General features: G+C 70.5%; 8 protein-coding genes. 1 reads left to right on the top strand and 7 read right to left on the bottom strand.

The genetic code is table 11. The features are described from left to right. Nucleotides 1–88 precede the first annotated feature (88 nt). Nucleotides 89–2,128 carry a M4 family metallopeptidase gene (locus AB0D12_RS12475; RefSeq protein ID WP_362680265.1) on the top strand — a complete coding sequence of 680 codons (2,040 nt, stop codon included), beginning with the start codon at nucleotides 89–91 and terminating at the stop codon, nucleotides 2,126–2,128. Between the two features lie 69 nt (nucleotides 2,129–2,197). Here AB0D12_RS12475 and AB0D12_RS12470 read toward each other — a convergent pair whose 3' ends face one another. The 7 genes from AB0D12_RS12470 to AB0D12_RS12440 form a co-directional block, all read right to left on the bottom strand. Then, nucleotides 2,198–3,421 (bottom strand): alginate lyase family protein, encoded by a 1,224-nt coding sequence (locus AB0D12_RS12470; protein WP_362680262.1) that lies wholly within the window; start codon nucleotides 3,419–3,421, stop codon nucleotides 2,198–2,200. A gap of 279 nt (nucleotides 3,422–3,700) precedes the next feature. After that, entirely contained in the window at nucleotides 3,701–6,358 is a 2,658-nt protein-coding gene (glgP, locus tag AB0D12_RS12465) for an alpha-glucan family phosphorylase (RefSeq protein ID WP_362680259.1), read from the bottom strand. A 139-nt stretch (nucleotides 6,359–6,497) separates the two neighbouring features. Next, the gene (locus AB0D12_RS12460) at nucleotides 6,498–7,784 is read right to left on the bottom strand and encodes a flavin-dependent oxidoreductase (protein ID WP_362680256.1); all 1,287 of its coding nucleotides are present in this window, start codon (nucleotides 7,782–7,784) and stop codon (nucleotides 6,498–6,500) included. Nucleotides 7,785–7,807: 23 nt separating this feature from the next. Then, nucleotides 7,808–8,953, bottom strand: coding sequence for a monodechloroaminopyrrolnitrin synthase PrnB family protein (locus tag AB0D12_RS12455; protein ID WP_362680253.1), 1,146 nt, complete (start codon nucleotides 8,951–8,953; stop codon nucleotides 7,808–7,810). Between the two features lie 97 nt (nucleotides 8,954–9,050). Then, nucleotides 9,051–10,472 carry an MFS transporter gene (locus tag AB0D12_RS12450; RefSeq protein ID WP_362680251.1) on the bottom strand — a complete coding sequence of 474 codons (1,422 nt, stop codon included), beginning with the start codon at nucleotides 10,470–10,472 and terminating at the stop codon, nucleotides 9,051–9,053. Next, nucleotides 10,469–11,899 carry a 4-hydroxyphenylacetate 3-hydroxylase N-terminal domain-containing protein gene (locus tag AB0D12_RS12445; protein ID WP_362680248.1) on the bottom strand — a complete coding sequence of 477 codons (1,431 nt, stop codon included), beginning with the start codon at nucleotides 11,897–11,899 and terminating at the stop codon, nucleotides 10,469–10,471. Before AB0D12_RS12445 ends, AB0D12_RS12450 begins: the two co-directional genes overlap by 4 nt. An 85-nt stretch (nucleotides 11,900–11,984) precedes the next feature. Beyond that, complete coding sequence (locus AB0D12_RS12440) at nucleotides 11,985–12,953, bottom strand: AraC family transcriptional regulator (protein ID WP_362680245.1); 969 nt, start codon at nucleotides 12,951–12,953, stop codon at nucleotides 11,985–11,987. Nucleotides 12,954–13,059 lie beyond the last annotated feature (106 nt).

The following is a 13,059-nucleotide window of genomic DNA, read 5'->3' as shown; positions in this document are numbered from 1 at the left end:
TCCCCCGACCCATTACCACACGCTCCGCATGCTCTGCCCGGCCGGCCCCACCCAGCCGACCGGTACCCCCCTCGCAGAAGGAGTTCGCGTGAGACCCACGCCTCGCCGGCGCACCACCGCAACCGGAGCTCTCATAGCCACCGCCGCCCTCCTGACGGTCGGATTCCAGACGGGTACGTCATCGGCCGAACCGGCGGCGACCGCCGCCTCGGCGGCAGCGATGGCAGGGAAGGCCGACCCCGGCGCCCTGCCGCTGAACCTCAGCCCCGCGCAGCGCGCCGAGCTGATCCGCAAGGCGAGCGCCACCACGGCGGCGACCGCCAAGGAACTGGGCCTCACCGCCCAGGAGAAGCTCGTCGTGCGGGACGTCACGCAGGACCGTGACGGCACCACGCACACCCGCTACGAGCGCACCTACGCCGGACTCCCGGTCCTCGGCGGCGACCTGGTGGTCGCCGAGACCAGGACGGGGGCCACCGAGTCGGTCAGCAAAGCCTCCAGGTCGGTCCTGAAGAACATCGACACCAGCGCCGACGTCGCTCCCGCCACCGCCGAGAAACAGGCGCTGGGCGCGGCCAAGGCGGCGGGCTCGGCCAAGGCCAAGGCCGACCGCGCACCGCGCAAGGTGGTCTGGCTGGCGTCGGGCACGCCGACTCTCGCGTACGAGACCGTCGTCGGCGGCCTCCAGGACGACGGCACCCCGAACGAGCTGCACGTCGTCACCGACGCCTCCACCGGCAAGAAGCTCTTCGAGTGGCAGGCCGTCGAGAACGGCACCGGCAACACGCAGTACAGCGGTTCGGTGACGGTCGGCAGCGTGCAGTCCGGCTCCACGTACAACCTCACCGACTCCGGGCGAGGCAACCACAAGACGTACAACCTGAACCACGGCTCCAGCGGCACCGGCACCCTGTACTCGGGTGCGGACGACGTCTGGGGCAACGGCCAGGCCTCCGACCCGGAGACCGCCGGCGCGGACGCCGCCTACGGCGCCGGGCTCACCTGGGACTACTACAAGAACGTGCACGGCCGCTCCGGCATCCGCGGTGACGGTGTCGGCGCGTACTCCCGTGTCCACTACGGCAACGCGTACGTCAACGCGTTCTGGCAGGACAGCTGCTTCTGCATGACGTACGGCGACGGCTCGGGCAACGCCAAGCCGCTCACATCCATCGACGTGGCCGCGCACGAGATGACCCACGGCGTCACCGCCGCCACCGCGAAGCTCGTCTACAGCGGCGAGTCCGGCGGTCTCAACGAGGCGACGTCCGACATCTTCGCCGCAGCCGTCGAGTTCTACGCCAACAACGCCCAGGACAAGGGTGACTACCTGGTCGGCGAGAAGATCGACATCAACGGCGACGGCACCCCGCTGCGCTACATGGACAAGCCGAGCAAGGACGGCGCGTCCAAGGACGCCTGGTACTCGGGTATCGGCGGCGTCGACGTGCACTACTCCTCGGGCCCGGCGAACCACTGGTACTACCTGCTCTCCGAGGGCAGCGGCCCCAAGACCATCAACGGCGTCAACTACGACTCGCCGACCTCCGACGGTCTGCCCGTGACCGGCATCGGCCGCGACAAGGCCTCGCTCATCTGGTTCAAGGCGCTCACCACGAAGTTCAACTCCACGACCAACTACGCGTCGGCGCGCACCGGCACCATCGCGGTGGCGACGGAGCTGTACGGAGCCACCAGCGCCGAGGTCAAGTCCGTGACCGACGCGTGGGCCGGCATCAACGTCGGCGCCCGCCCCGGCGGCGGCGACCCGGACCCCGGCGGCACGGTCTTCGAGAACACCGCTGACGTCGCGATCCCGGACAACGGCGCGGCTGTCACCTCGACGGTCAACGTCACGGGCCGTACGGGCAACGCCCCGGCCACCCTCAAGGTGGGCGTGGACATCATCCACACCTGGCGCGGGGACCTGGTCGTCGACCTGGTCGCCCCGGACGGAACGGTGTACAACCTGAAGCCGTTCAGCTCCTCCGACTCGGCGGACAACGTCCAGGCGACATACACGGTCAACGCCTCCTCCGAGGTCGCCAACGGCGCCTGGAAGCTGCGGGTCCAGGACAAGGCGGCATGGGACACCGGCAACATCAACAGCTTCAAGCTCACCTTCTGAACCGACCGAAGTTCTGAGCCTTGACGCAAGAAGCTGCCCGGGGCCGAGCCCCCGGGCAGCTTCCGCGTTCTACGCGGGGTTGTTGGCGTGCGTCAGGGTCTCCCACGCCACGAACAGGTTGTCCGAGCCCGCGGGCCGCTGCTGCTCGGTGAGGCGCTGGGTGTTGCTCATGTCGATGCCCATGCGGTTGTGCAGGGCGTTGAAGCCGACCTCGGTGACGGGGCCGAGCTTGTCCTTGAGGCTGCCGTTGCAGAGGTTGCCGGGCACGGGCGTGCCGAGCTGGTACTTGGCATGCAGCCCGAGCGCGTGCCGGAGCCGGTCGGCGACCTCCGGGTAGAGGTCCCGGCCCTGGATACGGCTGGTCTCGGCTATGTGCGAGATGGCGGAGAGTCCGTATCCGGTGTGGGTGAGGTCGCGGCAGGTCTCCTGGCTGAGACCGTCCATGAAGGTCGACTGGCCCTGCCAGTACTTGATGATCTTGTCGCGGGTGTCGAGACCGGAGCCGGGTGCGGTCTTCGGCAGCGAGCCGTCGGAGGCCAGATAGATGTACGCGGGAACGCGGCCGCGGAATGTGGCGACGGCCTTGTCGTAGGCGCCGCGATCCTCCAGGAAGACGGCGATACCGATCGCGGCCTCCGTCATGCTCAGCTCCCAGTTGCCGTTGGAGTGCGAGCCGTTGATCACCTTGGGGAGGTAGACAGTGCGCAGCATGGTGCCGAAGCGACCGGAGTTCGGCCAGGAGCTGTAGGTGTACCTGACGATCTCGGCGGCCCGGGGCCAGGAGGATCCGGCCCAGCCGGTCTGCAGCGGGGCGTTGCTGTTGGTGTGGTCCTTGATCACGGCGGACCAGGCATCCATGATCTCTATCGACTTCCTGGCGTACCGGCTGTCCCCGCCGATGTACCAGGCCAGCGAGAGGGTGTACGCGGCGATGGCGTCCTCGCGCTCGTCCGTACAGCCGATGTTGGGGTTGGAGTACGAGCCGCACTCGACGACCGCGCGGGGCTTGGCGGTACGCGACAGCGAGGCGTACTTGCTGCTGAGCAGCTGATCGTAGGCGGACTTCCAGGGCTCGGCGCCTGCCGTGACCTTCGCCTTCACGAAGTCGAGCTGGGGGCGGCCGACGAGCACGCCGGGGTGGGTGAACGCCGCGGGTGCGGCGGCCTGTTGAGCGGCGTCCTTGACGGCCGATGCCGGGGCCGTCAGCACCGCGGCCAGGGCTGAGGCCAGGACTGCGGCGAGGGCGAGCAGAAGCGCTCTTGGTCTGCGCAGGGCGCGTGATCCGGTACGCATGGGGGGTGGCCTTCCGGTGGGGATCGCTCTCCAACTGGGTTCACTCATATGAACGTTGAGCGCGAGAGTGAACGCCATGATGGGTGAGGAAACTAAAGGCATCCCATGAGCACGTCAAGGCTTCGAGTTCAAGGCGTGAAGAAAGGCCGGGTCAATCCCGTCGCTGAAGGCTCGGGCGGTACACATGGGCGAACCCGGCCGCGGATGCGGCCGGGTTCGCCCTGCGGCGGTGCGCGGACATCACCGTGAATCAGCGCACCAACCCCATTGATCAACGCATCAGCGCATCAGCACGCCCGCGCCCTCCCCCGTGGCCTCCGTCGGCAGCGCGACCAGCCCCAGATCCGCGCTGGCGGCGAGCAGTCGGTGGTCCGGCAGGATCCGCACCGTGTAGCCGAAGGGGCCCGTACGGTCGAGTGCGAGCGGGCCCTCGTACACCCAGCGGCCATCCAGGTCGGGGCCGCTCGTCGGCTTCAGCGGGGTGGTCTGGGCGCCGGCGATCGCGTCGTCGGAATCGACCCGGCCCGCCACCGCCTGCACCTCCACATCGTCCGGCTGAAGGCCGCCCAGGGCGACCCGTACCCGGAGCGCAAGGGTGGAGCCCAGCTCGGCCGTGCCCGCGGGCGCGGCCTGTTCGAGGGCCTCCACATGGTCGACGGCCACCCGCGGCCAGGCACTGCGCACCCGGGACTTCCAGGCCGCCAACTCGCTTGCGGTGTCCGCGTTCAGGGACCGGTGGGCCTGGGCGGCCGGGGCGTACAACCGCTGCACGTACTCACGCACCATGCGGCCGGCGAGCACCTTGGGACCGAGCGTGGTCAGCGTCCGGCGGACCATCTCGATCCAGCGCTCGGGCAGTCCGCTGCCGTTGCGGTCGTAGAAGCGGGGTGCCACCCGCTCCTCGATCAGCTCGTACAGCGCGCCCGCCTCCAGCTCGTCGCGGCGGTCGTCGTCGGTGGCCGAGCCGTCCGCGGTGGGGATGGCCCAGCCGAAGTCCGGTTCGAACCACTCGTCCCACCAGCCGTCGAGCACGGACAGGTTGAGGCAGCCGTTCAGCGCGGCCTTCATCCCGCTCGTCCCGCAGGCCTCCAGCGGACGCAGCGGATTGTTCAGCCACACATCGCAGCCCGGGTAGAGCTTCTGCGCCATCGCCATGCCGTAGTCGGGCAGGAAGACGATGCGATGGCGGACCCGCGGATCGTCGGCGAACCGCACCAGCTCCCGCACCAGCCGCTTACCGCTGTCGTCCGCCGGATGCGCCTTGCCCGCGACGACGATCTGGATGGGCCTGGTGGGGTGGAGCAGCAGCTCCATCAGCCTGTCGCGGTCGCGCAGCATCAGTGTGAGCCGTTTGTACGAGGGGACCCGACGGGCGAACCCGATGGTCAGCACGTCGGGGTCGAGCACCCCGTCGATCCAGCCCAGTTCGGCCGCGCCGGCGCCGCGCTGCCGCCAGGAGGCGTGCAGCCGCTCCCGTACCTCCAGGACCAGCTGTTCACGCAGCGCGCGGCGCAGCTCCCAGATGTCGGCGTCCGCGATGTCCGCGACGGCGTCCCAGCGCTCGGAGTCGCCCACGGACAGGGCGTCCTCGGTGCGGCCCGGGCCGATCTGGCGCGCACCGAGCCGGAAAACCTCGGGAGCCACCCAGGTCGGCGCGTGCACCCCGTTGGTGACCGAGGTGATCGGCACCTCCTCGGCGTCGAAGCCGGGCCACAGGCCGGCGAACATACCGCGGCTCACCGCCCCGTGCAGGACGGAAACCCCGTTGGCGCGCTGGGCCAGCCGCAGCCCCATCACCGCCATGTTGAAGAGATTGGGCTCGCCGCCCGGATAGGTCTCCATACCGAGCTGGAGCACCTTCTCGACCGGGACTCCGGCCAGCTCCCCGCGGTCGCCGAAGTGGCGGGCGACGAGCTCGCGGTCGAAGCGGTCGATCCCGGCGGGCACCGGCGTGTGTGTGGTGAACACGGTCCCGGCCCGGACCGCCTCCAGCGCCGCGTCGAAGTCGAGGCCCGTGTCACCCAGTTCGCGGATGCGCTCCAGGCCGAGGAAGCCGGCGTGCCCCTCGTTGGTGTGGAACACCTCGGGCGCGGGGTGGCCGGCCAGCCGGCAGTACGCACGTACCGCCCGTACTCCCCCGATCCCCAGCAGCATCTCCTGCAGCAGCCGGTGCTCGCTGCCGCCGCCGTACAGCCGGTCGGTGACATCGCGCTCGCCCGGACCGTTCTCCTCGACGTCCGAGTCGAGCATCAGCAGCGGTACGCGGCCGACCTGGGCGACCCAGATGTGCGCGCGCAACGAACGCCCGCCGGGCAGGGCGAGAGACACCTGGACGGGCGTCCCCTCGGCCTCCCGCAGCAGGCTCACCGGGAGCTCGTTCGGATCGAGAAGCGGGTAGTGCTCCTGCTGCCAGCCGTCGCGGGACAACGACTGGCGGAAGTAGCCGTGGCGGTAGAGCAGCCCGACGCCGATGAGCGGTACGCCGAGGTCGCTGGCTGCCTTGAGATGGTCGCCGGCGAGGATGCCGAGGCCGCCGGAGTACTGCGGGAGCGCGGCGGTGACGCCGAACTCCGGTGAGAAGTAGGCGACCGCGGCCGGGAATTCCGGCGCATCGGGGTCGATGACATCGGAGGTGCCGCTGTGTGCCTGGTACCACCTGCGCCCGAGCAGATAGTCGTCCAGGTCGTCGGCCACGGCGGTCAGTCTGCGCAGAAAACGCCGGTCTCCGGCCAGCTCGGCCAGTCGGGCGGCGGACACGGCCCCGAGCAGCCGCACGGGGTCTCCGCCCGCCGCCTGCCATCCCTCGGGGTCGACGGCCTGGAAGAGGTCACGGGTCTCGGTGTGCCAGGACCAGCGCAGATTGCGCGCCAGATCGCTGAGCGGGCTGAGCGGTTCGGGGAGGACGGGGCGGACGGTGAATCGACGAATGGCCTTCACGGGTCCCACCTTCGCAGGGGAGGTACGCATCCGAGGGGACGCACGACGGTGTGCGCCTCTCCGTCACCCCAGACGGTAGTGGTAGCCGAGCCTCCTCAACCACGGCGCGCGGTCGCCCGGCGGGCGCCCGCGGGGGCACTCAGCGAGGCGAACGCATCGAAATGCCGTACGGGGAACCCTGGTTGACGGTCTCCGCGTCGAAGGCTCCGGTCGCCGCATACCGGGCGGCGATCTCGGCGAGTTCCCGCGCCGGTATCACCTCGTGGATGTCGGTGAAGCCGTCCGGCGCACGCTCATGAGCCATATTGATGACGATCTCGGGGCCCAGTTGCCGGTTCGCCCGCTGAAGCTCGGTCATGGCGGGCCTGCGCTCCGCCTCGTAAGCGGCCAGCGCCTCGACCGGATCCGGGTACCGGGCCATGGCGTGGCCCAGCGCGCGGCCGTCGACGATGGACTGGGTCGCGCCGTTGGAGCCGATCGGGTACATGGCGTGGGCGGCATCGCCGATCAGCGTCGTACGGCCGTACGACCAGCGCGCGAGCGGCTCGCGGTCCACCATCGGGTACTCGAAGGCGGTGTCGGCGGCCCGGAGCACTTCGGGGACGCTGACGCCGTCGAAGTCCCAGCCCTCGTAGTGGTGCAGGAATTTGGCGACCGGCACCGGCCGGTTCCAGTCTCCGCGCGTAGCGTCGTCGATGGAGTCGGCGGGCATCGCGAGCGCCCAGTTGACGAGCACCTCGCCGGTGTCCCCGGCGGGCTCGGTCATTGGGTAGACCACGGCTTTCTGCCGGTCGTCGCCCGCGATGAACATGAACGTCCCGGCCTGGTGGGCAGGGATGCGGGAGACACCGCGCCAGACGAGCATGCCGTTCCACGGCGGCTCGCCCTCGCCCGGGTTGAGGGCCGCGCGGACCGTCGAGCGGATGCCGTCGGCGCCGATGAGGACATCCGGTTCGAGGGAGGCCTTGCCGCGCCGTGCGCCGTCGCGGTGCTCCAGCTGGACGCGGGGCCGGCCGTCGGGAAGCGGGTCGAGGCCGATGACCCGGACGCCGCCCACGAGCGCGCCGGGGCCGAGCCGTTCGCGTACCGCGTCGGCGAGGGCCAGCTGGAGGTCGCCGCGCTGGATGGAGAGCTGCGGCCAGTGGTATCCGGCTCCGAGACCGCGCGGCTCGCGGGAGACGAGTCCGCCGCGGCAGTGGTAGTAGCGCAGCTCACGGGTGCGTACGGCCAGCTCCTCGAGCCGGTCGAGCAGCCCGAGCGCGTCGAGTTCGCGTACCGCGTTGGGCATGAGGTTCAGCCCGGCGCCGACCGGCTGGATCCGGCGGGCCGTCTCGACGACGGTGATCCTCTCGAAACCGGCGGTGTGCAGGGCGAGTGCCGCGGTGAGGCCGGCGATGCCACCGCCGGCGATCATTATGTGGGTCATGGGGGACGGACCTCCTGGGACGGTCAGGCAGCGGGGGTGTGCGGCCGCTCGACGGAGCGGCGTACGAGGGTCTCGTTGTCCCTGGTGAGATCGAGCACCGAGCGCAGCAGTGCGATCGGGGCCCCGCCGCTGCCCATCTCGTACAGCCGGACCTCGTCGCTGTACGCCTTGCGGGCGACGGTCATATGGCGGGCGCGGAAGGTCTTGAGAATGCGCAGCACCCGGGTGAGGGAGACCGCGGACGCGGCGAGCTGCGGCGGCAGCCGGTCGACCGCCTCCCAGCTGATGGCGGCGGAGAGCTTGGAGACGGCGGAGGTGCCGCCCTGGTGCCTGGCGTAGTGGTCGCGCCAGGAGGGGAGGCTGTACTGCACCGATTCGCGGAGGAACTCGTCGTATGCGGGGTTGCTGCGGTCGCACTGCCACAGCGTCAGATCGACCAGCCAGAGCGGCACCTGGGCGGCGGCCGGGCCGAGGTATTCGTGGCCCGCGACGTCGATCTCCTCGAAGTAGGAGCGCATCTTCTGCGCGAAGAAGACCGGTGAGACATTGGCGACGGTGAAGTCGATGGAGTCGACCATGGACTGCACATGCTGCGCCATACGGTCGAGTGCGAGGGCGAAGCCGGGCTCGTACGGTTCCAGGCGGGCCAGTTCCGCGCAGGTGTCGAGCGCGGCGACCAGGCTCGGGAAGACCATCCGCACGGCGTCCTGGAGGTTGCCCTCCATCCTGTCGCCCGTGTACATCCGCTGCCGGGGCCCGAGCGGATTCCAGGTCGTGTAGTGGTGCACCGTGTCGCGCGGCACCATGTCGGTGCGCCGTCCCAGCTCCTCGAGCACCGGCAGGACTTCGGGCACGGCGGCGACGGGTTCGGTGCCGTGGCGTTTGAGGGAGCCAAGGAGGATGCCGAGGTCGCGCATGGCGGCGAGCGCATCGGTGACGCCGAGCGCGGCGACCCGGTCGGGGTCGGGTACGAGGGTGCGCAGGGCGACGGTGAGCGCGGGCACATCGGCGGCGGCGTTCATCGTGGGCAGTGCGGCGAGCAGCGCGTCGGCGCCGAGCGGGTCGGCCGCGCGTATCTCGGCTATCCGGTAACGCGGTTCACCGCGCAGATCGAGACCGGGCGCGACAAGGTCGTACAGGGTCAACGGAATGCCCCCCTCGGGCAACATCGATTCAGTGGGTGGGATGCGGAGCGGCTGGCGTCACGCGGTCGACCGGACGCTGTTCGCCGCATGCGTTCTCCGCACGCTTTCGCGCCGCACACGGTCACTCCACGGCGCCGCCCACGCGGTCCTGGCGTGGCGGCGCCATCGCGGGTACGGGCAGCCGCAGCCGTACGGAGAGCAGGGCGGCCAGGGCCGCGAAACCGGCGCCGACCAGCAGCGCGGACCGGAAGCCGGCGGTCTCGGCGCCGGTCCCGTCAGCCGCTTCTGTGCCGGTGGTCGCGACGGCCACCAGGACGGCGAGTCCGAGGACCGAGCCGAACTGCTGGCTGGTGTTGATGAGTCCGGAGGCGAGCCCGGTCTCCTCGGGCGCGGCGTCCGCGGTGGCGGCCACATTGGTGGTGACCATGACCAGCGGCAGAGCGATGCCGAGGACCAGGCTGGGCGCGAGGACGGTGCTGAGGAAGGTGCCGTCGGCGGCGAGCGCGAGCGCCAGCCAGACCATGCCGGCGAAGAGCAGTGCGAAGCCGAGCGTCATGGTGGATCCGAGCCCGATACGGAGGATGAGACGGCCGGTCTGCGGCGCGACGGCGACAACGACGAGCGACAGCGGCAGCAGTCCGAGGCCGCCGGTCAGCGGAGACTGTCCGAGCACGCTCTGCAGATAGAGGCTGACCAGGAAGAACATCGGGAACAGCGCCATCTGGGCCAGCGCGCTGAGGAGGTTGGCGAGGCGCAGTGCGGGCCGGCGCAGTACGGCAGGTGGCACCAGCGGGCGGGCGATCATCGACTCGATGACGGCGAAGGCGGCGAGGAGGGAGAGACCGGCGCCGCCGGCGGCGAGCGTGCGCGGGGAGGTCCAGCCCGCCTCGCCCGCGCCGACGAGTGCGTACGCGATCAGGCCGAGGCCGCCGGTGGCGGTGAGCGCGCCGCCGACGTCGAAGCCGGGCTGTGCGCTGCGCGTCCCCCCGTCGAGAAAGCGCAGTGCGAGTAACCCGAGCACCAGCCCGCCGAGCACATTGAGCCAGAACGTGGAGCGCCAGCCGAGCAGATCGGTGAGTACGCCGCCGAGCACGGTGCCCAGTACGCCGCCGAGTCCACCCATCGCGGCGAACACTCCGAGCGCCTTGTGCCGGCCGGGCCCGTCCGGGAAGAGGTTGAGCAGCAGCGCGAACGCCGCGGCGGCGGCGAGTGCGGCGCCCACGCCCTGCACCGCCCGGGCGGCGATCAGCGCGCCCGCCGTCCCGGCGATGCCGCCGGCCGCGGAGGCGGCGGCCAGCAGTCCGAGGCCGGTGAGGTAGAGCCGCCGGTGGCCGAGCAGATCGGCGGTGCGGCCGCCGAGCAGCAGCAGCCCGCCGAAGGTGATCAGATACGCGTTGGCCACCCAGGACAGACCGGCCGAGCCGGAGCCGAGGTCGTCGCCGACCGACGGCAGCGCGACGTTGATGATCGCGGTGTCCATGATCAGCAGCAGCTGGGTGGAGGCGAGCAGCGCGAGCGCGGCGCCCGTTCGGGCCGAGGTCACTTGCCGGTCCTCAGGCCATAGCCGTCGAGGCAGGCCTGGGCCAGCTCCTCGCAGCTCTCGGCGCCGCCCGCCCACGTCTGCATGGTCAGAGAGACGTGCGGGGCGCCGTGGTAGAAGCGCTCGTACTGCTCATGGCGTCCGGCGAACTCCGAACCGAGTGCGTCCCAGACCAGCTTGAGCAGCTTGATCCGGTCCTCGGCCCCGGTGCCGGGCGCGCGCAGGTACTTCTGGACGACGGGACCGAGCTGAGGGTGCAGCAGGTCCTCGGCGGACGCGGGCAGCTGGATGACGCCGCCGCCCGCGAGCAGCTTGATCTCCTGGACGGCGCGCGGGTAGAGCTCGCCGGCCATGATGCGCTGGGCGAAGGAGATCTCCTGGCCGGGCATGACGCCGCCGCGGCCGCCGTCGACCTGTTCGCAGTCGGCCTCGGCGGCCAGTACAAAGGCCTTGGCCTGGGCGACCATGCCGAGCAGCCGGCCGACCGACTGGGTGACGGGCGGCAGTTGGTACGTCTTGTTGGCGCGGGTCAGCAGGATGGCGAGGCCGGTGAGGAATTCGAGCTTGGTCCAGAAGCGGGTGGCCGCCTGGTGCCCGAAGTTGAGGTAGGCAGGGGTCTGCCACCACATCGCGCCGGTCGCCTCGACATTGCGGTAGGTCAGCACCCGTTCCCACGGTACGAAGACCTCTTCGCACACGAGCAGCGCGTCGTTCTCGTCGAAGCGGGAGGAGAGCGGGTTGTCGAAGACGCTCCGCGCCTGTGCCTCGTAGGACGTACGCGAGACGAACTTCAGGCCCGGCGTGTCGACCGGCAGGGAGAAGCACAGCGCGTGCTCCACGTCCTCCGGGGCCAGCGGCTCGATCGTGCCGACGATCACCTCGTCGGCGAAGACCGCGCCGGTGCCGATCATCTTCGCGCCGCTCACCACGATCCCGCCGTCCTTCTCGGCGACGACCCGCACCACCAGGTCGTCGTCCCCCTTGCCGGAGTGCGGGTTGGTGATGGTGAAGGCCGAGTACAGATCGCCCTCGGCGAGCCTGCGGTGGAAAGCGAGAGCGTTCTCGGCGCCGTCGAAGGAGTCGGTGGTGAACAGCCGCGGCACGGCGGCGAAGCCGGCGGCACCGCCCGCCATGTAGTCCGGCGTACGGCCGAGGAAGCCGAAGCTCGACTCCGCCCACACCTTGTACGCGGTGCGCCGCGCGACCAGGTCTTCGTACGAGCGCGGTACGGCGAAGGCCCGGTGGACGCCGCCGGAGGTGAGCACTTCGCTGTACTCGGAGTCGTGCGCCAGGTCGTAGAGGCCGGCGATCGACGCCGCGGTGTTGCGGAAGCCGGCGTGGCGGGTGACGTCCTTGACCCGTTCGCCGTCGAGCCACACCTCGCGCCCGTCACACAGCGACTCGAGGTAATCCTGGCCGGACCTGGTCAACGTCTCTCCTCAAACGGATGGCTCTCGACTCAGCGAGCCTGTATCCCGCCAAGGACGCAGGCAATGAACGACCGTCCAGCGGTCCTTAATAACCGGCCAGCCTTGCAGCTGAGGGGCTTCCCGACCGGTACTCCCCCGGCGTCATTCCGTACCACTTCCGGAAAGCGAGGTGGAAGCCGACGGCGCTCTGATAGCCGACGCGCTGCGGCACGGCCGACTGCGGCAGCGAGGTCTCGCCGAGCAGTCGGGCCGCCTCCTGCATCCGCCGGCCCGTCAGATGCCGTGCGGGCGCCTCGCCGACCAGATCACGGAAGGCGGCGGTGAAGGCGGAACGGGACATGCCGACCTCGCGGGCGAGCGACTCGATGGTCCAGGGCTCCGCGAACCGGGTCGCGATGATCACCATGGCCTTGCTGATGCCCGGGTGGCGCAGCACGGGCAGCGAGGAGGGGTTGTCGGCGAGCTCGCGCAGCAGCGGCCGCAGCGCGAGGACCAGCGCCATCTCGAAGGCGCGCAGCGTGATCAGCCGGTCGCCGGGACCCACGGGCCGGTCGGTGGCGGCGAGCAGCCGCAGCGTGTCGCGCAGCAGCGGCTCCTTGTCCACCTGGGAGCCGTCGAGCACCAGCGCCCAGGGCAGCGCCTTGTAGAGGCCGGTGGCGGCGCTGGCGTCGTAGTGCAGTCCGGCGCAGAGGAGGCGGCTCTCGGGGCCTTCGCCCTCGATCCTGATCTCGCCGGAGGTGCCGGGCTGGCGCTCGGGCAGTACGGCGGCGAGCGCCACGCCCCGCCGGTCGGGCCGGTCGGAGAGCCGGTGGGCGGTGCCGGTGGGGAACACGGCGAGGTCGCCTTCGTGCAGTTCGAGCGGGGTCTGGTCCTCGCCGGTGATCCAGCAGCCGCCCTCGGTGATGAAGTGGAGTACGGCGCAGCTCTGTTCCGCGTCGCCCTCGATGGCCCAGGGTGCGCTGACATGCCAGCGGCTGTCGAAGACCCCGGTGAGACGGAGGGGTTTCAGCAGTTCACTGAGGAGATCGTCGCCTTCGGATTCCGTGGGTTCCATTGGACGATCCTTCAACCTCCGCCCCGGTTTGTTAATTGATCGGCCGAAGCCACCGACGCGAGCCTGGAAGAGCCGTTCACGGCAGCAGTCACACCCTATCGAAGGG

Source organism: Streptomyces sp. NPDC048479, assembly GCF_040651435.1.
Taxonomy (GTDB): Bacteria; Actinomycetota; Actinomycetes; order Streptomycetales; family Streptomycetaceae; genus Streptomyces.
This window is presented reverse-complemented; position numbering and strand designations above follow the sequence as displayed.